This window comes from Lentilitoribacter sp. EG35 (genome assembly GCF_040784015.1).
Classification (GTDB): domain Bacteria; phylum Pseudomonadota; class Alphaproteobacteria; order Rhizobiales; family Rhizobiaceae; genus Lentilitoribacter.
This window is the reverse complement of the sequence record NZ_JBFNGQ010000002.1, coordinates 357,300-378,749: the sequence shown is the minus strand read 5'-3', so window position 1 is coordinate 378,749 and position 21,450 is coordinate 357,300. Positions and strand designations below refer to the sequence as shown.

At 44.5% G+C, this 21,450-nt stretch carries 20 protein-coding genes and 1 pseudogene; 2 read left to right on the top strand and 19 right to left on the bottom strand.

What is annotated here, in order from left to right; genetic code table 11:
• Positions 1-23 precede the first annotated feature (23 nt).
• From AB2J24_RS05680 to AB2J24_RS05645, 8 genes are all read right to left on the bottom strand, one after another.
• Complete coding sequence (locus AB2J24_RS05680) at positions 24-1,307, bottom strand: RsmB/NOP family class I SAM-dependent RNA methyltransferase (protein WP_367384753.1); 1,284 nt, start codon at positions 1,305-1,307, stop codon at positions 24-26.
• 82 nt (positions 1,308-1,389) lie between these two features.
• On the bottom strand, positions 1,390-2,136 hold the full coding sequence (locus AB2J24_RS05675; RefSeq protein ID WP_367384752.1) for an SDR family oxidoreductase: 747 nt from the start codon (positions 2,134-2,136) through the stop codon (positions 1,390-1,392).
• 10 nt (positions 2,137-2,146) lie between these two features.
• Positions 2,147-3,610, bottom strand: coding sequence for an aldehyde dehydrogenase family protein (locus AB2J24_RS05670; protein WP_367384751.1), 1,464 nt, complete (start codon positions 3,608-3,610; stop codon positions 2,147-2,149).
• Positions 3,611-3,612: 2 nt separating this feature from the next.
• A complete protein-coding gene (locus AB2J24_RS05665) occupies positions 3,613-5,214 on the bottom strand; it encodes an ABC transporter ATP-binding protein (protein WP_367384750.1) in 1,602 nt (533 codons plus the stop codon).
• A gap of 2 nt (positions 5,215-5,216) precedes the next feature.
• A complete protein-coding gene (locus tag AB2J24_RS05660) occupies positions 5,217-6,047 on the bottom strand; it encodes an ABC transporter permease (protein WP_367384843.1) in 831 nt (276 codons plus the stop codon).
• Positions 6,047-6,997, bottom strand: coding sequence for an ABC transporter permease (locus tag AB2J24_RS05655; protein WP_367384749.1), 951 nt, complete (start codon positions 6,995-6,997; stop codon positions 6,047-6,049). The genes AB2J24_RS05660 and AB2J24_RS05655 overlap by 1 nt, the downstream gene beginning before the upstream one ends.
• 68 nt (positions 6,998-7,065) lie before the next feature.
• Positions 7,066-8,568: an ABC transporter substrate-binding protein gene (locus tag AB2J24_RS05650; protein WP_420883623.1), complete on the bottom strand. Its 1,503-nt coding sequence runs from the start codon at positions 8,566-8,568 to the stop codon at positions 7,066-7,068.
• A gap of 2 nt (positions 8,569-8,570) precedes the next feature.
• Positions 8,571-9,884: an acetylornithine deacetylase/succinyl-diaminopimelate desuccinylase family protein gene (locus AB2J24_RS05645; protein ID WP_367384748.1), complete on the bottom strand. Its 1,314-nt coding sequence runs from the start codon at positions 9,882-9,884 to the stop codon at positions 8,571-8,573.
• 103 nt (positions 9,885-9,987) lie between these two features.
• On the opposite strand from AB2J24_RS05645, the gene AB2J24_RS05640 reads away from it, so the two are divergent.
• Positions 9,988-10,533 (top strand): PAS and helix-turn-helix domain-containing protein, encoded by a 546-nt coding sequence (locus tag AB2J24_RS05640; protein WP_162654370.1) that lies wholly within the window; start codon positions 9,988-9,990, stop codon positions 10,531-10,533.
• Between the two features lie 3 nt (positions 10,534-10,536).
• On the opposite strand, the gene AB2J24_RS05635 is transcribed toward AB2J24_RS05640, so the two are convergent.
• The 3 genes from AB2J24_RS05635 to AB2J24_RS05625 are packed head-to-tail and all read right to left on the bottom strand — an operon-like array spanning position 10,537 to position 13,291.
• Positions 10,537-11,403 (bottom strand): SDR family oxidoreductase, encoded by an 867-nt coding sequence (locus AB2J24_RS05635; RefSeq protein ID WP_367384747.1) that lies wholly within the window; start codon positions 11,401-11,403, stop codon positions 10,537-10,539.
• A complete protein-coding gene (gene queG, locus AB2J24_RS05630; RefSeq protein WP_367384746.1) occupies positions 11,400-12,578 on the bottom strand; it encodes a tRNA epoxyqueuosine(34) reductase QueG in 1,179 nt (392 codons plus the stop codon). The genes AB2J24_RS05635 and queG overlap by 4 nt, the downstream gene beginning before the upstream one ends.
• Before the next feature lie 20 nt (positions 12,579-12,598).
• Positions 12,599-13,291 (bottom strand): glutathione S-transferase family protein, encoded by a 693-nt coding sequence (locus tag AB2J24_RS05625; RefSeq protein ID WP_162654368.1) that lies wholly within the window; start codon positions 13,289-13,291, stop codon positions 12,599-12,601.
• A 181-nt stretch (positions 13,292-13,472) separates the two neighbouring features.
• Here AB2J24_RS05625 and AB2J24_RS05620 point away from each other — a divergent pair, with 181 nt between their 5' ends.
• Positions 13,473-14,276, top strand: coding sequence for an undecaprenyl-diphosphate phosphatase (locus AB2J24_RS05620; RefSeq protein ID WP_162654367.1), 804 nt, complete (start codon positions 13,473-13,475; stop codon positions 14,274-14,276).
• A gap of 4 nt (positions 14,277-14,280) precedes the next feature.
• Here the strand turns inward: AB2J24_RS05620 and AB2J24_RS05615 are convergent, their stop codons facing one another.
• The 8 genes and pseudogenes from AB2J24_RS05615 to dnaK all read right to left on the bottom strand — a co-directional run bounded on the left by AB2J24_RS05615 (position 14,281) and on the right by dnaK (position 21,441).
• Positions 14,281-14,430, bottom strand: a complete 150-nt coding sequence (locus AB2J24_RS05615) for a hypothetical protein (RefSeq protein WP_367384745.1) — start codon at positions 14,428-14,430, stop codon at positions 14,281-14,283.
• Positions 14,431-14,638: 208 nt separating this feature from the next.
• Positions 14,639-15,619 (bottom strand): complex I NDUFA9 subunit family protein, encoded by a 981-nt coding sequence (locus tag AB2J24_RS05610; protein WP_367384744.1) that lies wholly within the window; start codon positions 15,617-15,619, stop codon positions 14,639-14,641.
• Positions 15,620-15,738: 119 nt separating this feature from the next.
• Positions 15,739-16,083, bottom strand: coding sequence for a DUF1330 domain-containing protein (locus tag AB2J24_RS05605; RefSeq protein ID WP_244627974.1), 345 nt, complete (start codon positions 16,081-16,083; stop codon positions 15,739-15,741).
• Positions 16,081-16,773 (bottom strand): annotated as a pseudogene (gene pyrF, locus AB2J24_RS05600) (orotidine-5'-phosphate decarboxylase); the annotation flags it as partial. The gene AB2J24_RS05605 and the pseudogene pyrF, both read right to left, overlap by 3 nt.
• A gap of 118 nt (positions 16,774-16,891) precedes the next feature.
• On the bottom strand, positions 16,892-17,458 hold the full coding sequence (locus AB2J24_RS05595) for an NADPH-dependent FMN reductase (RefSeq protein WP_367384743.1): 567 nt from the start codon (positions 17,456-17,458) through the stop codon (positions 16,892-16,894).
• A gap of 29 nt (positions 17,459-17,487) precedes the next feature.
• Positions 17,488-18,081 (bottom strand): phospholipid N-methyltransferase PmtA, encoded by a 594-nt coding sequence (pmtA, locus tag AB2J24_RS05590; protein WP_367384742.1) that lies wholly within the window; start codon positions 18,079-18,081, stop codon positions 17,488-17,490.
• A 146-nt stretch (positions 18,082-18,227) separates the two neighbouring features.
• A complete protein-coding gene (dnaJ, locus tag AB2J24_RS05585; protein ID WP_367384741.1) occupies positions 18,228-19,376 on the bottom strand; it encodes a molecular chaperone DnaJ in 1,149 nt (382 codons plus the stop codon).
• 76 nt (positions 19,377-19,452) lie between these two features.
• On the bottom strand, positions 19,453-21,441 hold the full coding sequence (gene dnaK / locus AB2J24_RS05580; RefSeq protein WP_367384740.1) for a molecular chaperone DnaK: 1,989 nt from the start codon (positions 21,439-21,441) through the stop codon (positions 19,453-19,455).
• Positions 21,442-21,450: the final 9 nt, after the last annotated feature.

Sequence of the window (21,450 nt, the reverse complement as noted above, 5' to 3'; positions counted from 1 at the left end):
ATCCGCAACGTTAGGAAATCTGTCTATTTGCGTTTTAGCTTCGCAATGAAAAACCCATCTGTATGTGTGCGATGTGGGCTACATAAGATGCCAACATTTGTGTGGGAAAGCGGAACAGTGCTCATGCCTGTTATACTTTTCCATTCACTTTGTGTATCGATAATTTCAAAATCACTATAAGAGGCAAGGAAGCTTTCAATAATGGCATCATTTTCTTGCGGTAGAACCGAACATGTGACGTAGGTTAGTTCGCCACCTTCTTTAACATAGCTAGAAGCCTTTTCGAGGACTTCTTTTTGTTGTGCGCACCGGGTTTCAAGGTTTTTCTCAGAAAGCTTCCACTTGGTTTCAGGGCGTCTGCGCCAAGTTCCTGTACCAGTGCAAGGTGCATCAACCAGCACACGGTCGCAGTGCATTTTATGTGGTTCTAATTCTTCCTCTGAGCTACAGATTTGAATATTGCGAACGCCAGCTCGGCGGATCCGTTCAATCATTGGTGCCATGCGTCGTGAATCTGAATCAAATGTATATATCTGCCCTTTATTGTCCATCTCGGCAGAAAGTGCCAATGCCTTGCCGCCGCCGCCAGCGCAATAGTCAAGCACTTGTTCACCCGGTTTTGCGCCAACCATTTCCGCAGCCATTTGCGAGCCTTCATCCTGAATTTCAAACCAACCTTTAGCAAATGGAATATCAGCAGTCAGGTTTGGCATGCGTTTAGCGCCTTCGCTTGCATCAATCCGGATACCCGATGGCGCAAGTGAGCAAGCTTTTGCATCCAGTTTGCTTAAGGCTTTAAGAACCTGTTCATCTGTCGCTTTGAGTGTATTTACTCTCACATCAAGTGTCGGCCTCTGATTAAAAGCAACAGCTTCTTCAAGCCAGTTCTCACCGAACACAATTTCAAAATTTGTAACTAGCCATTCGGGAATGTCGGCTTGAACATGTTTAGCGGCTTGTTTCAGATCACGTGCCTTGAATGCATCATATGTGGCCTGAGAGATCAGGTCCGGTGCAAATTTATCGCCTTCAAAATCAGCAACCAGCTGGTCGTAAGCAATGTTCCACTGTCGCAATAATACGGCAACGGCCAGTGCGGCTGGACCATCATCATCCATTAGATAGGCGTGTGATAGTTTCATGCGTAATGCATCATAGACGATATTGCCAATAGCGGCTCTATCACCAGAGCCTGCAAACCGATGGGCCGAACCCCAGTCTCTGAGAACTGTTGTAATCGGGCGATGTTGGGTCTGAATGGTCTCTAAAACTTCAATAGCTGCTTGTAAGCGTCCGCCGAGCCGCATGATTTAACCCCAATCCATTTGCTGTAAAATGATGTGGTAGACGTATCTCTTCCGCTTAGCAAGCCAATTTACGATAAGCTGACTAAATGCAGCGACCACCATCCACTTCCATAGCCACGCCTGTAATCATAGATGCCTCATCAGAACATAAAAAACATGCCGCATTGCCCATATCTTCGGGCGTTGAAAAACGGCCAATGGGAATGGTTGAGATAAATTTTTCCCGGATCTCCGGTGTATCTTGTCCCATAAAGGATTTTAGCAACGGTGTTTCACCGGCAACAGGATTTATAGCATTCACGCGTATGCCTTGCGCAGCAAGTTCAATCGCCATGGTTTTGGTCGCCGTAATCATCCAGCCTTTAGAACAATTATACCAGTTCAAATTTGGCCGTGGGGAAACCCCCGCCGTGGACGCTACATTTAAAATCACTCCTGATGCACGTTGCTTCATGTGCGGAACTACGTGTTTTGCTGTGAGATAAACCGATTTCATATTTACGTTGAAGACACGATCAAAATCCTCTTCAGAGACATCTTCCATCGGTGTCGGTAGATGCGTAATACCGGCATTGTTGACAAGAATATCTATGTGGTCAAATCGATCAATAACCTGTTCAGTCATTTTTTGTACGCTCTTAGATGAAGCGACATTGACCTCTATAGCTGTTGTATTGGTATCAAATTCCTTGGTGTAATTTAGTGCAGCATCGTAATTGACATCAGCTATAACAACCTGTGCACCTTCATCATGAAACTTGCGAACAATGCCTGCACCAAACCCAGATGCACCGCCTGTCACAATGGCTATCCTATCTTTAAGTCGCATATTGCCTCACTCATTCACCGTGCCAATTGGCTACTGTTTTTAACGTTGAAAATCCATAAAGTGCTTCAAATCCTTTTTCACGTCCATGACCAGATTTGCCATACCCGCCAAATGGGAGTTCAACACCTCCACCAGCACCATAATTATTGATAAATATCTGCCCACTTCGGATAGCTTTGGCCATACGCATCTGGCGCCCGCCATCTTTAGTCCATATACCTGCAACCAAGCCGTAATCTGTACTGTTGGCGATTGCGATTGCTTCCGCCTCATTTTCAAAGGGAATGAGGACCTGTACAGGTCCAAAAATTTCATCTTGTGCCAATGGGTGTTCGAACGGCACATTATCCAAAAGGGTTGGCAATATATAAGCGCCATCCTTAGGCAAGTCAGCGACGTACTTCCCTTGTGCGGCAATGGAAATTTTATCTCGCTTTGCTAAGTCTAAGAAGCCGTCGACAAGCTCCTTTTGTCTCTTAGATACGAGAGGTCCGAGAGAATGATCGGACATAGCAGGACCAACGGTTAAGGCGCTGTAAGCGGCACTCATTCTTTTGCGCACCGTCTCATAGATGGATTTATGAACCAGTATTCGAGATGACGCAGAACATGTTTGCCCTGCATTTTGAATGCCTGCATTAATAAGGAAAGCAATTGCACGATCTATGTTGGCATCTTCAAACACAACTTGAGGTGATTTACCGCCAAGTTCCAATGTAACGGGAGTAACATTTTGTGCTGCTGCCGTTTGAATTTTGACCCCTGTTGCGACGGAACCTGTGAAAGAAACGTGTTGAATATCTGGATGGCCGCTTAGTGCTGCACCTGCTTCACTTCCCAGACCAGGCACAACATTTAGTGCACCTTCTGGCAAGCCACAATCATGTGCTATTTTAGCAAAGGCCAATGCAGTTAAGCAGGCTTCTTCTGCCGGCTTTAGAACACATGCATTTCCCATGGTTAGCGCCGCACCCACGGAACGGCCGATGATCTGCATGGGATAATTCCACGGCACAATGTGGCCCGTCACGCCATGTGGTTCTCGTAATGTATAAACTGTATAATCATTCAAATAGGGAATTGTCTGTCCATGAACCTTATCGGCCGCGCCACCATAAAATTCGAGATATCGCGCCAATGCTATTGCATCATTTCGGGCCTGACTTAAAGGTTTGCCAACATCTCTTGCCTCTAACTCGGCTAACCATTCAACATTCTTGGTTATTTCTGCAGATATTTTAAAAAGCAACCTGCCCCGTTCGGCAGCTGTCATTGATCCCCAATCGCCCGATAAAGCGGTATGGGCGGCGCAAACAGCAAGGTCTATATCCGCCTTTTGTCCACGCGCTATCGAGCAAAGATTGCTTCCATCTGATGGATCGGTAAGTTCTAAAAAATCACCTGATGTCGGGGCAATCCATTCACCACCGATGAAACAGCAAGTGTTTTCAAGATTCGTATTGAATGTGCTCATGATTAAACAACCCTTCGCTTTTGTACATCCAGAACCGGAATAGCTTCTATGAGCGTTCTCGTATAATCCTGCTGCGGAGCGTTAAAGACATCTTCTGTCTTGCCTTGTTCCACGATGACGCCATTTTGCATAACCAAAACACGATCTGTAATGTTCCTAACAACGGATAGGTCATGTGAAATAAACAAATAGGACAAATTGAGCTTATCACGAAGTTCGGCCAGAAGATCAAGGATTTGAGCACGAATAGAAACGTCAAGCGCGGATACTGCTTCATCTAGGATAACAAGAGCGGGTCGCATAATGAGCGCGCGAGCTATGGCTATCCGTTGCCGCTGTCCACCAGAAAATTCATGTATATATTTGTCGCCGTCAGATGTTTGAAGACCAACCTCGAGAAGCGCTTTAGCAACGCGTGCATCTATCTCAGATTGCTGTGCAGGCGGATTGGCGCAGAAAAATGGTTCGGCGATCAGTTTATTCACTTTGTGTCTTGGGTTGAAAGATGAATGCGGATCTTGAAACACAACTTGCGTCATTGCTCGCTGCTCTAACTTGGGCCCATGTCCTTTGGATGAAAAGGTAGTTCCATTTAGTTTAACTTCACCTTCATCCAAATGCCGAAGAGCGAGCAAAGATTTCGCCAATGTCGATTTGCCACAACCGGATTCACCAACTAATCCAATATTTTCGCTACGAAAAATATCGAAGGAAACATTGTTGACCGCCCGGAATTTTTTGCGCGGTGCAAATAAATGCCGCTTTGGTAGGTTGTAGTCACAAGAAACAGAACGAACATTTAAGACAGCGTCCTGAGTGCTGATTACTTTTTCAGATTGATTAGGCACATGCTTGGAAGCTTCAAATAGTTTCTTGGTATATTCATGGCGCATCTGAGATAAAACATCCCTGCAAGGGCCTTGCTCGATAACAACACCATTTTTCATAACAACAATATCATCAGCCATCTCCGCAACAACGGCGAGGTCATGGGTGATCAAAATAAGAGATAAACCGTCTTCATCAACAAGGGTTTTGAGGAGTTTTAAAATCTCTGCTTGAGTAATCACATCAAGCGCTGTTGTTGGTTCATCAGCAATCAAAACTTTTGGTTTGAGTGCGATAGCCATAGCAATCATAACGCGTTGACGTTGGCCACCGGATAAATTGTGCGGATAGCGGGTCAACGGGAATTTATCAACTGGTAGCTCAACACGTCGAAGTGCTTCTATAGCAATCTCTTCTGCATCTTGGCGTGATTTTCCAGTATGAACTCTAATTGTTTCCGAAACTTGATCGCCAATTGTTTGAACGGGATTGAGAGCTGTCATTGGTTCTTGAAAAATCATGGAAATATCATTGCCGCGAAGGTCGCACATCTCGCCTTCGCTAAGATCCAAAATCTCATTATCTTCAAATAAAATACTACCCGATAACTCACTGCCATGTGGCAAGAGTTTTAAGATTGAAAAGGCAGTCATGGATTTTCCGGAGCCGGATTCTCCAACTATTCCCAGAATTTTTCCTCGCTCAACTGATAAATCAATATCATCTAGGATTGGAGTGTCGTGGATATTCAGTTTTAGATTGCGCACAGTCAGCATGATTATGTCCGATCTCTGCGCAGTTTAGGATCAAACAGATCACGTAATGCATCACCTAAAAGATTAAGTCCTAAAACCATCAGGACGATAGTAAGGCCAGGAACCAGCGCCAAATGTGGCTTAATTGAAATCAACGTTTGTGCATCGTTAAGCATTCGGCCCCAACTTGGCATTGGAGGTTGCGCACCCAGTCCAACATAAGCAAGACCAGCTTCTGCCAATATTCCAAGTGAAAACTGGATGGTTCCCTGAACAATCAGTAGGTTCGTGATATTTGGTAAGATATGTTCTGCGGAAATGCGTGTTTTAGATTTGCCGCAAATCTGAGCTGCGAGCACATATTCGCGCGACCAGAGGCTGCTGGCAGCTCCGCGAGATAAGCGGGCAAAAACAGGGATGTTAAATATGCCGATAGCGATGATGGCGTTTATGGCGCCTGGTCCAAAAACAGCAGTGATCATAATGGCTAGCAATAAAGACGGGAACGCAAAAACCAGATCATTGCCACGCATGATGATCTCATCGGTAATACTGCCTCTGTTTGCTGCTGCATAAAGACCAAGTGGCACGCCAAAAACAACACCGATTCCGACAGCAACAAAGGCGACTGCAATAGATACCCGAGCGCCAACCATAATCATAGACAGCATGTCACGACCAAAATGATCTGTGCCAAGAAGATGAGTGAAAGAAGGCGTTTGTAGTTTGTTGCTGATAACGATCTGTGCCGGATCAAAGGGCGTCCAGATAAATGAGATAATTGCGAGCAAAATAAAGAGCGATGTTAGGATTACGCCGATGATCAGTCCCTTGGAGCTCGTTAAAATTGCCATCATGACTTGCTCTCCCGCAAGCGAGGGTCCGCAAGCGCGTAGGCGATGTCGACGAGAAATGTGACAACAATAACTGCAAAAACCAGGAGGATAACCACGCTGCGGACGACTATGAGGTCGCGCTGTGTAATGCCTTGGAAAACTAATCTGCCAAGTCCGGGAAGATAAAAGACATTCTCTATGATAATGCCGCCAGCAAGAAGAAATGAAAACTGCAACCCGATGATCGTTAGAACTGGAATAAGCGCATTACGTAAGGCATGACGCCACATGGCTTGTTGTCTATTCAACCCTTTAGCGCGTGCTGTTCGGATATAATCTTCATTGAGTGTATCCAGCAATGATGAGCGCATCACGCGGGCTAAAATAGATGCTTGCGGCAGGGCAAGAGCAATTGCGGGCAAAGTGAGTGCCTTCATGGCTGGTAAAAAACCAGCATCCCAACCCGGAAAACCACCAGCCGAAAACCAACGTAGATTGATTGAGAAAACTAGAACCAGCAGCATGGCAAACCAAAAATTAGGAACTGCAATACCCAGTTGCGTCATACCCATAACTGTAACATCGCCAGCCGAATTGCGGCGAGATGCGGCATACACACCTACAGGAAATGCGATCGCAGTCGATAGTAGCAGGGCATAAATTGTAAGTGGCAGTGAAACTGCAATACGATCTGCGATGAGTTCGCCGACAGGAACACGATAGGTATAAGAGGTGCCAAATTCACCCTGAAATAATCCTGTTATCCAAGTGAAATACCTGCTCGGTATCGATGCGTTTAAACCAAGTTGTTCTCGTAAAGCATCAATTGCTTCTGGTTCGGCATTTAATCCCAGCATGAAAGCAGCGGGATCACCAGGTATGATTTCAATCACAACAAAAATCACGATACTTGCGATGAAAAGGCTCGCAAGCAGTGAGGTCATTCTTTTGAGTGTGAAAAAGAGCATGATAAATATAAGTGAGAATAGTCACTGGCGGTGGGTTGGATTATCACCGCCAGTGATGTCGCGATGAACTAGTCTTCCCAATAAACACCAGTCATATCATTGGCTTGGGTTGGAGAATTTTCCCAAAGACCTTTGATTTTGGCATTTGCAACACCTGATTTTGCAAGTTGGAAAAGATAACCGTTAACGGCATCATCTGAGATTTTCTTTTGCGCCGATGCAATCAGTTCAGAACGTTTGATCGGGTCCGCCTCGCCTGTGAGTTGATCAATAATCGCGATAAAATCTGGATCGCCATATTGGAAGTAGTAGTCAGGACGGGCATAAATACCAATGTCAAATGGCTCGGTATGGGAGACGATAGTGAGGTCAAAGTCTTTACCGCGGAAGGCTTGTTCTAACCATTGTGCCCATTCCAGATTAGCAATCTCGGTATTGATACCAACTTCTCGCAATTGTGCCGCGATGATTTCTCCGCCACGTCTTGCATATGATGGTGGAGGAAGTTTAAGCGAGAGTGTCAGGTCTTTAACGCCCGCTTCTTCTAAAAGCGCCATCGCTTTTTTCGGATCATAGGCAGATTGTGCAGTTAGATCGACATAATCAGGATTATGTGGCGCAAAATGTGTGCCAATAGGTGTGCCATAGCCAAACATGGCCCCATCGATAATTGCCTGACGGTTAATAGCATGGCTAATTGCTTGGCGTACCTTTACATTATCCAACGGTGCTTTCTTGTTGTTCATGGCAAGAATGGTCTCACCTTCAGTTGAGCCAACAATCACATTAAAACGTGGATCGGCACCAAGTTGGGGCAAGTTTTCAGGCGCTGGAAAGTTTGGAAATGCATCGACATCCTCGGCCATCATTGCAGCAAATGCAGCTGTTGGGTCTGAAATGAATTTAAAAGTTACATTATCGAGTTTAACGCCTTCACCCCAATAGTCTGGGTTTTTGCCAAGTTTGACATTGTCGCCCTTTGCCCAGTTTTCAAAAATGAAAGGACCTGTTCCCACCGGATTAGTTGCGTTTGTATCCGCAGTTTCAGGTGCAACGATAACAGCATCACCCCAAGCCGTATTAAATAGGAACGAACCATTGGCCTTTGATAGTGTTACTTTGACAGTTGTCGGATCAACAACTTCGATATTTGCGATATCAGCAAAAAGCGCCTTCTGAGCATTTGTTGAATCTTCAGCACGTGCCCGATCGAGAGAAAACTTCACATCTTCCGCGTTCATGTCGCTACCATCATGGAATTTTACACCATCATGCAGCTTAAATGTGTAAACCAATCCATCGTCTGAGATTTCCCATGATTTTGCGAGCGCAGGATTAACTGATCCATCCGGACCAAAGCGCGTAAGGCCTTCAAAAATGTTCGCATAAACAACTTCATCAATGGCTGCTGCTGCTCCACCTGTTGGGTCTAAGTTTGGCGGTTCAAGAACCATACCAACTCGAATATCCGTCTTGGCGGCCATTGCTATAGAAGATACCATCAATACAGACATAGCTGTGGCAGCCGTGAAGCTGAGTGCTTTTTGAGATAATGAACTAAATTGTACCATTGCTAATTGCCTCTGTTATTATTGTCTTGTTTTAGAAGTGTGACCAAGCTGTTGGCCATTATTTTACTTGAATCGAGCATGTCTTGTACGCTGATATATTCATCCGGTTGATGCGCAAGATCCAATATTCCTGGGCCATAGGCTATACAGTCTTTTAATTTACCGATACGGTCAATATGTTTTTGGTCGTATGTTCCGGGGGAAACGACAAATGTCGGTTCACATTTAAGAACTGAACCTATTGCACTTTGGACGGCTTTAACTACGGGCGCTTCTTTGTCTGCCAATGTCGGCTGAATAGTCCATAATTCCGTAATGTCATATTCAAAATGCTCGCGTTCGTTTTTAACTCGTTCGAGAAGTTCAGTGATTTCTTCCCGAACTTCTTCTTCGGTTTCTTCAAAAAGATATCTGCGATCTATCACCATGCGCGCAGAATCTGGAACGCATGCTGAGGGAAAACCTGTGAAACCTTCCTCTGGTTCCTCTTGCCCACCATGAAGAGAATTGATGTTTATCGTTGAGTGTTTAGCACCCTCCGGTATGACGGGCATTGCCGTTGTTCGTTCATAAAGTGTTGGTATCAGCTCATGTTCCATTTTTTCCAAAACAGCGCCCATGTGCCGAACTGCACAATCACCCAGAAATGGCATCGAACCGTGCGCAATCTTGCCTTTGGTTTCTATTTCCGCCCACCAGACACCGCGATGCCCCAAACAGATACAATCTTTGTTTAAGGGCTCAGGAATGATCACATGCTGTACGCGAGAAGGAGAAAAATAGCCTTTTTCAGCTAAATACGCGACCCCACCATAGCCGCCGGTTTCTTCGTCCGCTGTACCGGATATTTCAATGGCACCGCTAAATTTTGGAAAAGTCTCAATAAAGGCTTCAACCGCTATGATTGAAGAGGCCAAACCGCCCTTCATATCGCATGTGCCGCGCCCATAGATGAGATCACCATCAAGTTCCGCACCAAAGGGGTCTTTCGTCCATCCATTTCCAACTTCCACGACATCAGTGTGAGAGTTAAAATGTACGCAATCGCCACCATATGCGCCCTCTTTGCGAGCAAGAATATTCCATCTGGGATATTTATCACTATCACCAGGCGTCTCAAAAGCCCTGATTAGTTGAACGTCAAAACCGCTTTTCTCAAGGCGATGTTTTAAATATTCGCAAACTTCCAAGTAGCAATCACCGGGAGGGTTAAGTGTCGGTATTCGAACAAGGTCTTGCGTGAGCGCAATCAAGTCATCACGCTTTGCCTCAATAGCTTGGTTTAACTTTGATTGAATATCGCTCTGGTTATTCATTGACCACTTTATGATTTGTAATAAACAAACCTCTATCTAACTCTATTGTGGGTACGGGGACAATACCGTAGAAATACTATAGACATTTATTTGGAGTAAAGTCGTGGCTGATATCAATTTTGATCAAATTGCATATGAAAGTGCGCCCATTGGGATTGTTTTGACCCAGCATCGAATTGTTAAAAGTTGCAATCTGATGTTTGCAGAGATGCTTGGCTATCAAAAAGATGAAGTATTGGAGCAATCCTTTCGAATGTTTTATCAAACTCGGAAAGAGTTCGACAATGTGCGCGATATCGGGATAAAGCCGCTGAAGGAAAAAGGCGTATACACCGATGAGCGTTTGGTGAAGCGAAAAGATGGTGATCAGATTTGGTGTCGATTTCGCGCACAAACCCTAACGCGAGAAGCTCCACTTGCAAAGACCATCATGAGTTACGCGGTGATTTCGCAAACAACCCATAGTTTTACACCACGTGAACGAGAGGTAATTCTGTACTTAAGTAAGGGTCTAACCAGCAAGGAAATCGCAATTGAGCTTTCTATGTCACCACGATCCATCGAAGATATTCGGTTGCGGCTGCATAAAAAGATGAGCGTGAAAAACGCCACCGAACTTTTGGCGAAACTGGCCCATATTCCAGCCTAACATCTACGTGTGATATCTGCCGTGTAAATAGGCAAGTGCAGAACGATAATTGGGCTGCAAAAACTCAAACCCTAGATCTTTAATCTTTTGATTGGAAACACGTTTATTTTCTCCATAAAATGAGCGAGCCATGGGCGTAAGGTCTGCTGTCTGGAAATCAATTTCTGGTGGTGGTCCAACTCCAAGCAGTTCGGCAGCATAGGCAACAACGTCCTGCGGAGGGGCGGGTTCATCATCAGTAATATTAAATATGCCGCTTATATTCTGTGTCATCAGCAACTTCGCAGCACGCGCAATATCATCGACAAAAATTCGATTGAAGACTTGCCCCTCTTTAACAAGGCGGCGTGCTTTACCTTTTTCGAAGTTTACGAATGTATTTCGGCCTGGGCCGTAGATACCGGAAAGACGTAAAATAGCCAAAGGAAGATCATTCGCGTTGCATAGGCTCGTCCATGCATTTTCCGCGTCAAGTCTTGCAATGGACCGTTTTGAAACTGGTTTGCAAACAGTTTCCTCGTTAACCCATTCACCATCATGATTGCCATAAACGCCCACCGTTGAAAGATACCCTATCCATTTTAGGTTCGGCATTAGTGTAAGCAACTTATGACTAATCAGCGGTAACAATGGATCTCCTCCTTTGTCTGGTGAGATCGATTGAATAATGTGGGTAACGTCTTTTAATTCTTGAGAAAGCACATCTGAAAATGCCTCACCGGTGAATTGAAAAGGTGAGATCCCATCATCACGAAGTTGAGAAAAGTTTTTGTCCTGCCGTGTCGTGCCGCCAATGAACTGAAAATTACCTTGAATATGTTTTCCAATCGTGCGGCCAGAAAACCCTGCGCCAAAAATCATAAGTCTCATTTACTATCTTTCAATACTTGGCCAATTGCTTGGTTTATATCTCGGTCAAGAGCTATGTTCCATTCATCAAGAACACTCGCATCTTTTTCATTAGTGTTTTGCGAGTAGAGTTGCCGCAATTCTGATTTTTTTATTAGTTTTGCAAGCGCCCAAATTGCCGCGCCGCGAACAGTTTCATTCTTATCATTCAGTAATTTGACACAGGCTTCTTTATATTTTGGGTTTTTGCTATTGCCAGCCGCGATTAACACATTTCGAACAAAGCGATCACGACCTATGCGTTTGATGGGTGAGCCGGAGAAGAACGTGCGGAATGCAGCGTCATCAAACTTGAGAAGGTCTTCGAGTTCAGGTGAAATCAAATCGCTGCGAGCTTTTAGCTTGTTTTCATTTGCTTCGATCGCGTATTTGTTCCATGGGCAGGCAGCAAGGCAGTCATCGCAACCATAAATTCGATTGCCGATTTTCTCTCGAAATTCGTGCTCAATTGGACCTTTGTGTTCTATCGTTAGATAGGAAATGCAGCGTCGTGCATCGATTTTATATGGCGCTGGAAAAGCATTGGTAGGACAGGCCAAAATACATGCAGAGCATGTTCCGCAGTGATTATTCTCTGCCTCATCAGGCTCAAGCTCTGCTTCTGTAAAAATTGAACCAAGGAAGAACCATGAACCTTGTTTTCGACTAACAAGGTTTGTGTGTTTGCCTTGCCAGCCTAAGCCCGCTTTCTGAGCAAGTGGTTTTTCCATAACGGGAGCTGTATCGACGAAGACTTTCACATCCTTGTCCGATCGCGCAGCTAATCTTCCAGCGATCTCTTTAAGTCGCCCTTTAATAAGGTCATGATAATCGCGATGTCGTGCATAAACTGAAATATTGGCTACATCAGGATTTTCCAAATTACCAAGCGGGTCGGTGTCCGGCGAATAGGACATGGATAACATGATGATTGAGTTCACATTGGGCCATAGCGTTTTGACATCACTACGCCGATCAATTGTTTCCTTCAACCAATCCATAGTTCCATGATATTGGTTGGAAACAAACTTTAGCAGATTGTCTTTGAGTAGTGGAACTTGATCAGCGCTGGTAATCCGCATATCGGAAAAGCCCAAACGCTCAGCATCCGATACTAGAAATTCTTTTAGCTTCTGGTTAGATAAAAGATCTGCCAATTCAACCCGTAAAACCCCAACTAGAAATCAAGATCTGCATAATGCGATACTGGCGGTATTTTTACAATGCGTTCGGCCAGAAGAGGACGAAAACAGGGGCGTGATTTAATTCGTTGATACCATTCTTTGGCTTGCGGGAATTCAGACCAATGGACCTCACCAAGGTAATCGAGCGTTGATATTGCCGATGCTGCGGCTAAGTCTGCATAGCTTAGGCGGTCACTGGCAAGCCAGTTTCGAGTGCCAGCTAGCCAGTTCAAGTATTTTAGATGAAGGTTAATATTGCTACGCGCAACTCGAAGCTTCTTCGAATCGGGTGCTGATGAACCATTTACCGATGGTGCAAAAAGTTTATAAACGCGTTCTTTAAGAAGAGGCGTTGTGACTTCATTCTCCAGCTTGATCAAAAACCATTCCATCAACCTTCTAGTTTCCGCCCGCTCAAATGGGTCTTCTGCTAACAATCTCTTGTCACGAAACAGAATGCCATGTGTTTCATCTAAATATTCCGCCATTACGTGGGCGCCACTTAATGCTCGCATAGTGTCGTCAAGATAAACTGGAAGTGTCCCTGCAGGGTTCATGGCAAGAAAGTCTTTGCGTATTTCCCAAGGATACTCTTCGGCGAGGTCGGTTTTGAGATTATATTCGCCCAAACAAAGACGGATGAAGCGGGACGCTGGCGACAAAGTGTAATGATACAATACAGGCATGAATTAAGCAGATCCCGTTGGCATGATATTGAATGAATAGATTAGTTTTATTTCAACTTCTTAAATTTATCACTGACATTAATAACTGCAAGAGTTATATGGCTTAAATGGCTAAATGATGATCAAAAGAATTTGATTCCGATAAGTAGAAAATCTTTAGAATGTAGGTGGAACGAGTGCAATGGCTGATCAAACAATAGTGGGTGCAATTCTTTTAGGTCTTCTAGAAGGTTTAACGGAGTTTATTCCCGTGTCTTCAACAGGTCATATTCTTCTCGCCGGGCATTTTATAGGTTTTGATTCACCGGGCAATACGTTTGAGATACTTATTCAACTTGGTGCGATCTTAGCTATACTAAGTATCTATTTCACCCGTCTGTGGCAAGTCTTCATCGATTTACCAAAAAGTACAAAAGCAAGACGGTTTGTTGCAGCTATTATACTTGCTTTTCTGCCCGCTGCATTTGTTGGGGTGCTTGCGCATGATTTCATTAAAACGGTCCTTTTCGAAGCTCCGATGCTTATTTGTATTGTACTGATTATTGGTGGTGTAATCTTGCTGGTTATCGACCGTCTGCCATTAAAACCGCGATATTTTGATGCGATGGAATACCCACCCTCATTGGCTCTAAAAATTGGAATGTGCCAAGTTCTTGCTATGGTGCCAGGAACATCACGTTCTGGTGCAACAATCGCGGGTGCTCTATTGATGGGAACAGATAAGCGATCAGCTGCAGAATTTTCATTCTTTTTGGCAATGCCAACCATGGTTGGAGCTTTTGCTTACGATCTTTATAAAAATATAGATCAACTGTCATATGATGATCTATCGATCATAGGTGTAGGATTTATTACCGCATTTATCGCGGGTGCATTTGTGGTAAGGGGGCTGCTGGATTTTGTTTCAAAGCACGGGTTCATGCCATTTGCAATTTGGCGAATATTCATTGGAACTGCTGGCCTGATAGGTCTTTGGTTGACCTAATGATTTAGTATAGGGAAGTTTTGCTGCATCCTTCAATACCATAAGCAAGGTCGCATCCTTCATCTCCAATCATATTGCTGCGTGGCGCAAATGCAGAAGCAGATATAATAATTGTTACAGCAAGAATGAATGCAGGAACGACGGCTTTAATCATAAAACAGCTCTCTGTTGTTGTTGGCCTGAGGACACAAGTCATCGCAGTCTGAACAGGGTATTAATCGTGTTTTCAGGGTTGAGAAATATGAACGCTATGTCGCTGACACAGCAAAAAATAGCAACCCCAAAACATCTGGTTTGGTTAAAATCCATGTCGGAAAACAAGTTTTCCAACATTTCTGTTGCGTAGATGTTGTATCATGAATTTATGATGATGAATTCATCTTCGTATATTGGCCCGCGGGGCGATAATGTACCAAATAGGTTGGGAGAATGGCTTCAAGTGCTGTCGGCGCAATACCCATTGATTGAAGATCAAGATCAGCGTTCTCCGCATCTGCTGATACCACATTATCTTGCTTAAGAAGTTCGACTTGATCTGGTGTAAGTGGCGGATCGATAAATGGTATAAGTGAGGTTATGCTGCCAATCAGGGAGGCGATTGCCCAAGGTAGCGAGACCATCATGCGTTTACGGGAAATAACTTTAAGCATAAGCTGTAGGCATTCTTTAAAACTCATGACCTCTGGTCCGCCAAGTTCATACGTTTTGCCAGCCTGAAGTTCGCCATTTACACCTTTGACAACAGCCGCCGCAACATCCGCAACATAAACCGGTTGGAATTTCGTATGGCCACCACCTATCAGCGGCAGAGCTGGTGCAAACCGAGACATGTCAGCAAATTTATTGAAAAACCCATCTTCTGGACCAAAAATAATAGATGGTCGCAAAATAACAGCATCTTTCACAATGTTTAAGACTGCTTCTTCGGCTCGACCTTTTGTTCTGGCATAATCAGAGTTGGAATTTTTATCAGCACCAATTGCTGAAATATGGACCAATTTTGCATTGTTGGCTTTTGCCGCTTCTGCAATAGCCCGTGCGCCAAATTCCTGAACCGCATCAAATGTATTACGCCCACTTTCAAAAAGGATACCGACACAATTTATGACATAATCAGAGCCTTGGACCGCGCGATCTATAGAATCGCGATATCGCAAGTTTGCCTGTACCGCTGTGATCTGGCTAACATTTCCCAATGGCTGTAAGTGGCCAGCAAGGTCGGGCCGACGACAAGCAACACGAATATTGTAACCTTCTTTTGCCAAAAGACGAACGATATGGCGTCCAAGAAAACCTGAACCACCAAAAACTGTGACGAGTTTAGGTTGATTGCTGACTTCCATTGATTTGCTCCTGCCGTGAACGGTTGGTATTTCACAAGTTTCTAGATCATTTTTGTAAAATTTGCGATAAGCTTACTATAGTGCGCACAAGTTTATGCCCTGTTACCAGCAAGACATAATTACTGCAAACCTTCTACCAAAATAATTTCACTATCTGCAACTGCTAGTTTGATCGCGGTCGCCTTTTGATATTGCTCCGAATTATAGCATGCTTGCGCCACTTCTAATGATTCAAACTCTATAATGATGTTTCGTTTGCGACCTTGGCCTTCGACAGCAATTGAATTGCCGCCTCTTACGATAAATTTTGCACCATATTTTTCGAAAGCAGGCTTTGCCGTGTTGATGTAGTCTTGATAATGCTCTTCACTACCATCTTGCGCATCGATCCGCGCGATCCAATAGCCTTTCGGTTTCGGAGCTGCAGCAGGCGTTGTTATCGTTTGAGCTTCGATATTCGTCATATCCATGATGATATTAAGCGCTGCGGCACGCCTATCACTAGCTGCCACAATCGGACGGCCGATAACGAGGTGACTTGCGCCAGCTTCGATAGCTTGAGAAGGTGTCATAACCCGTTTTTGGTCGCCCAAATCAGCACCAGCAGGCCGGATGCCTGGTGTTACAATGGCCATGTCTTCGCCGACAATCTGACGAACAATTGCTGCTTCTTGCGCAGAGCAAACAACGCCGCCCATGCCAGCGTCAGCTGCTTGTTTTGCACGAGCTTTAACCAGTTCGGTAGGGTCAGAATGTAAGTACCCTGCTTCAAGCAGATCGTTACCATCCATAGATGTTAAAACTGTCACCCCAAGCAGAGTAAGCTCAGAACCTTTTGCGGCCTCGACAGCTGCTCGCATTGCCTTTGGGTAAGCATGTATGGTGAGCATGGAAACGCCCATTTTGGCAATACTCTCAACGCCCTTTGCGACAGTATTGTCGATATCCAGCAATTTCATATCAAGAAAGATTTTTTTGCCGTCTTTGATCAAGTCAGATGCAAATGATAGCCCACCAGCAAATCCAAGCTGGTGACCAATTTTGTAATATATTGCACTATCACCGAGTTCAGTGACGATAGTTTCAGCCTCTTTAACGCTTGGTACATCTAGGGCGACGATCAGTTGATTTTTGACATCGTGATTGGTAGCCATAATCTATTCCCGCACTTATGATTTTCTGATCTTGTGACAGAACCGCATAAAAACTGCAAGGTGACTAAACGTAACAGACGAAAGTATCTGATAAGTATTGGGGTTTCAGATAAGTTTATTAAGCGCTAGCTCTGAAAAGTGACCGACACGTATTTGACAAAGATTTGGCTGTTCGCTCGCTTGAGATTGAGCCATCTTCACCAAATGCGGTTCCCGCTTTTGGTACTAATACTTGCTCCGAGATAACGAGACTTCCTATAGAAACCATGATTGACCGTAGGTGGTTCAACCCGCGCACTCCGCCAAGATTGCCGGGAGAAGCTGCACCCAGTGCCAGGGTTGCTTCTTTCCATGGCGCAAAAGCTCTGCCATCGATTTCACGGATTACACTCACCCAATCGATCATGTTTTTAAGCAGAGGTGAGACTGACGCATTATATTCAGGGCTTGCGATGAATACGCCATCGTGTAAGGCAATTAAACTGGCTATTTTGGACGCATTTTTCGGAATGCCATCGTTACTTTTCAAGTCCTCATCATATAGTGGGAGCGGGTAATCAAGAAGAGATATTCGCGTAACGTCAGCACCAAGTAATGCAAACTCCTTTGCCGCTGCTGCCGCAAGTTTGACATTATGGGAGCCAGATCTGTTTGATCCGGGAATAACAAGAATTTTTTTTATCATGATGTTAAGAGCCTAACTATCGCGCTAATTTATCGGCGAGTATAAGCCCAAACACGTGCAGGCGGCACATTGCGGAATACCCAACTTATCGATTTTACTTTGAAATTTTGACTGTCTGTCGGGACCGGTGCTGTCGCACTATAGGAAAACAAGATTATTGGCCGACCGTTAGGCAGTCGATCAAGCAGATCTTCAATAAGCGAAATACGTTTCACCATCGGAAAATTCAACAATGGCATAGATGTAATAATCGTATTAAAAATTTGATCTTTTTTATCATTCAAAACGTCATCGAGACGAAATGCATCACCATTCAAAATATTGACGTTTGGAAATGCTTTGACTAGGCGTTTTGCAAAAATATCCGAATATTCAACACAATAAAGGTCTTCTGGTTTAACGCCTTCGTTTAGGATAGCTTTCGTTATGACGCCTGTCCCTGGCCCTAGTTCAAGGACTGGCAGATCTGATGTTAAATCAATTTGCCGAGCCATACATCGTGCAGTTGTACGTGATGTGGGAACGATAGATCCAACTGTATCCGGCGAGGAAATCATACCTTTCAAAAATACGATTTCATCATCGAATTTTTTGACTATTTTATTTGCGATATCAAGACGCATGTCGCCCTCAGAAACCTTGTTACCAACTTTTCGACGAACATATACAAGCTAACAGTGCAAGTCTAAGGCCGTTTGAGAATTCTTAACTAATGGTTAATTTCGGCGAAAAGAAGTTACTTTGTCAAGAAAAGCGAAAAACAATTCTATTAATCGCTTAATGTATCAAAGAAACCCTTCATCTTAGAGAAAAAACCCGATGTTTCTGGGCTATTTTCTTTAGATGAAATTTCTTGGAATTCTTCCAATAGCTCTTTTTGACGCTTACTCAAATTTTGTGGTGTTTCAACCGCAACACGAATGTATAGATCACCCATTTGGCTAGAGCGCATCACCGGCATACCTTTGCCGCGCATTCGAAGCTCTTTGCCTGATTGTGTACCTTCAGGGATCGTGATGCGGGACTTAGTGCCATCAAGTGTGGTGACTTCAAACTTACCACCAAGGGCAGCTTTCGCCATAGAAATCGGTACCGCACAATATAGATCAGCAGCTTCGCGCTGGAAAAATTCATGCGGCTTAACAGATAAGAAGATATATAAGTCGCCCGTTGGACCGCCGCGTTGTCCTGCTTCGCCTTCTCCGGCAACGCGAATACGTGTACCATCTTCGATACCTGCAGGAATATTAACCGATAGTGATTTTTCTTCGGAGACACGGCCCTGACCAGAACATTTGGTGCAAGGATCAGAAATCATCTGACCATTACCGTGACATGTCGGACAAGTGCGCTCTACAGAGAAGAAACCTTGCGCTGCGCGTACGCGACCAATGCCACCACATGTAGAGCAAGTGGTTGGACTGCTGCCTGGTTTTGCACCGGAGCCTGAGCATGTTGTACATGAAACAGAAGTCGGCACACGGATTTGAGCAGTTTTACCCTCATAAGCCTCTTCAAGAGAAATTTCCATATTGTAACGAAGATCAGCACCACGCTCGCGACCACCACTTGATCGTTGTGTGCGAGCGCCACCACCACCCATCATATCTCCAAAGATATCTTCGAAAATATCATGGAACCCGCCAGCGCCGCCGCCGCCGAAGCCGCCACCGCCAGCACCTGGGCCGCCTTGTTCAAAAGCGGCATGACCATACTGATCGTAAGCGGAACGTGTTTGAGGGTTTTTCAACGTCTCATAGGCTTCATTAATTTCTTTGAATTTTTTCTCAGCTTCCGGATTGTCTGGGTTTTTATCCGGATGGTGTTTCATGGCAAGTTTACGGAAAGCGCTTTTCAGCTCTTTCTCGTCCGCGCTCTTTGAAACGCCGAGCAATTCGTAGAAGTCAGCTTTTGCCATTTGAGAAATATCCGTTAGTGTGCAATTGGCGATCCCAGTTTAAATTTGGTGATCGCCAATTGTTTATAAGTTGGATTTAAGCAGATTTTTGATCGCTATCAGCGTCATCAACTTCTTCAAAGTCAGCATCAACAACATTGTCGTCAGCTGCTGCATCTGCCGCGGCATCCGCATCAGCGGCAGCTTGCTCTTCAGCTTGCTGAGCCTCATACATTGCCTGACCAAGTTTCATGGAAGCTTCCATGAGAACTTGTGTTTTCTCGCTGATAACATCACCATCTGGTTCTTCAGCTGCAACAGCTTCTTCCAAGCCTTCGATCGCTGCAGAAATTGCATCACGATCATCTTCAGAAACTTTATCGCCATATTCTTCAAGCGACTTTTTAGATGAATCGATCAAGCTTTCCGCATTGTTTTTAGCTTCAACTGTCTCGCGACGCTTTTTATCCGCTTCCGCATTGTTTTCAGCTTCTTTGATCATATCATCGATATCATCATCAGACAGGCCGCCAGACGCTTGAATGCGAATTTGGTGTTCTTTGCCTGTGCCTTTATCTTTCGCCGATACATTTACAATACCATTGGCATCGATATCAAATGTAACTTCGATTTGTGGAACGCCACGCGGAGCCGGAGGAATACCTACAAGATCAAACTGGCCAAGATTTTTGTTATCCGCAGCCATTTCACGCTCACCTTGAGCCACACGAATAGTCACAGCATTTTGGTTATCTTCAGCAGTTGAGAAGACCTGGCTTTTCTTCGTTGGAATTGTTGTGTTGCGATCAATCAGACGAGTGAAAACACCACCTAATGTTTCAATACCAAGTGAAAGAGGGGTCACATCTAGAAGAAGAACGTCTTTAACATCACCTTGTAAAACACCGCCCTGAATAGCTGCACCCATGGCAACAACTTCATCCGGGTTCACACCTTTGTGCGGCTCTTTACCAAAGAATTCTTTAACAACTTCCTGGATTTTAGGCATACGTGTCATGCCGCCCACAAGAACAACTTCGTCGATCTCACCAGCAGAAATGCCAGCATCTTTAAGAGCTGCTTTACATGGACCAACTGTGCGCTGAACGAAATCATCAACGAGATTTTCAAGCTTTGCACGAGTAAGTTTCATTGTTAAGTGTTTTGGACCTGAAGCATCAGCTGTGATGAACGGAAGGTTGATTTCAGTTTGTGTCGTTGAAGACAATTCGATTTTTGCTTTTTCAGCAGCTTCTTTCAAGCGTTGAAGAGCAAGCTTATCGCTTTTAAGGTCTACACCCTGGTCTTTCTTAAATTCAGTCGCAAGATATTCAACCAAACGCATGTCAAAATCTTCACCACCCAAGAATGTATCACCATTGGTTGATTTAACTTCGAAAACACCGTCGCCGATTTCTAGGATGGATACATCGAATGTACCACCGCCAAGATCGTAGACTGCAATTGTTTTGCCTTCTTTTTTATCAAGGCCGTATGCAAGAGCCGCAGCGGTTGGTTCGTTGATGATCCGCAGAACTTCAAGGCCAGCAATCTTGCCTGCATCTTTAGTTGCTTGACGCTGTGCATCATTAAAGTAAGCAGGAACAGTGATAACTGCCTGTTGGACAGTCTCGCCAAGGTAAGCTTCAGCTGTTTCTTTCATTTTTTGAAGAATCATCGCAGAAACTTGTGATGGTGAATAATCCTTACCGGACGCTTTAACCCATGCATCGCCATTTTCGCCTTTGACGATTTCATATGGGACAAGGTCTTTATCTTTTTTGACCATTTTGTCCGTAAAACGACGACCGATCAAACGCTTTACAGCAAATAGTGTATCGGTTGGGTTCGTCACTGCCTGACGTTTCGCGGGTTGACCAACAAGACGCTCGCCATCATCAGAAAATGCAACCATTGAAGGCGTTGTACGTGCGCCTTCTGCATTCTCGATAACTTTAGCTTCTCCGCCATCCATTACTGCGACACAGGAGTTTGTAGTTCCCAAGTCAATTCCTATTACTTTTGCCATTCTCTTCTTTCTCCTAAAAGCGAGTTGTTGGAACCGAAATTCAGCATTCCAAAACAACCCCTATGG

Excerpts from the sequence above, each read along its gene's own strand:
- AB2J24_RS05680 (WP_367384753.1), bottom strand. The coding sequence starts at position 1,307 with ATGCGGCTCGGCGGACGCTTACAAGCAGCTATTGAAGTTTTAGAGACC.
- AB2J24_RS05675 (WP_367384752.1), bottom strand. The coding sequence starts at position 2,136 with ATGCGACTTAAAGATAGGATAGCCATTGTGACAGGCGGTGCATCTGGG.
- AB2J24_RS05670 (WP_367384751.1), bottom strand. The coding sequence starts at position 3,610 with ATGAGCACATTCAATACGAATCTTGAAAACACTTGCTGTTTCATCGGT.
- AB2J24_RS05665 (WP_367384750.1), bottom strand. The coding sequence starts at position 5,214 with ATGCTGACTGTGCGCAATCTAAAACTGAATATCCACGACACTCCAATC.
- AB2J24_RS05660 (WP_367384843.1), bottom strand. The coding sequence starts at position 6,047 with ATGGCAATTTTAACGAGCTCCAAGGGACTGATCATCGGCGTAATCCTA.
- AB2J24_RS05655 (WP_367384749.1), bottom strand. The coding sequence starts at position 6,997 with ATGCTCTTTTTCACACTCAAAAGAATGACCTCACTGCTTGCGAGCCTT.
- AB2J24_RS05650 (WP_420883623.1), bottom strand. The coding sequence starts at position 8,568 with ATGGTACAATTTAGTTCATTATCTCAAAAAGCACTCAGCTTCACGGCT.
- AB2J24_RS05645 (WP_367384748.1), bottom strand. The coding sequence starts at position 9,884 with ATGAATAACCAGAGCGATATTCAATCAAAGTTAAACCAAGCTATTGAG.
- AB2J24_RS05635 (WP_367384747.1), bottom strand. The coding sequence starts at position 11,403 with ATGAGACTTATGATTTTTGGCGCAGGGTTTTCTGGCCGCACGATTGGA.
- AB2J24_RS05625 (WP_162654368.1), bottom strand. The coding sequence starts at position 13,291 with ATGCCTGTATTGTATCATTACACTTTGTCGCCAGCGTCCCGCTTCATC.
- AB2J24_RS05620 (WP_162654367.1), top strand. The coding sequence starts at position 13,473 with ATGGCTGATCAAACAATAGTGGGTGCAATTCTTTTAGGTCTTCTAGAA.
- AB2J24_RS05615 (WP_367384745.1), bottom strand. The coding sequence starts at position 14,430 with ATGATTAAAGCCGTCGTTCCTGCATTCATTCTTGCTGTAACAATTATT.
- AB2J24_RS05610 (WP_367384744.1), bottom strand. The coding sequence starts at position 15,619 with ATGGAAGTCAGCAATCAACCTAAACTCGTCACAGTTTTTGGTGGTTCA.
- AB2J24_RS05605 (WP_244627974.1), bottom strand. The coding sequence starts at position 16,083 with ATGACGAATATCGAAGCTCAAACGATAACAACGCCTGCTGCAGCTCCG.
- AB2J24_RS05595 (WP_367384743.1), bottom strand. The coding sequence starts at position 17,458 with ATGATAAAAAAAATTCTTGTTATTCCCGGATCAAACAGATCTGGCTCC.
- pmtA (WP_367384742.1), bottom strand. The coding sequence starts at position 18,081 with ATGCGTCTTGATATCGCAAATAAAATAGTCAAAAAATTCGATGATGAA.
- dnaJ (WP_367384741.1), bottom strand. The coding sequence starts at position 19,376 with ATGGCAAAAGCTGACTTCTACGAATTGCTCGGCGTTTCAAAGAGCGCG.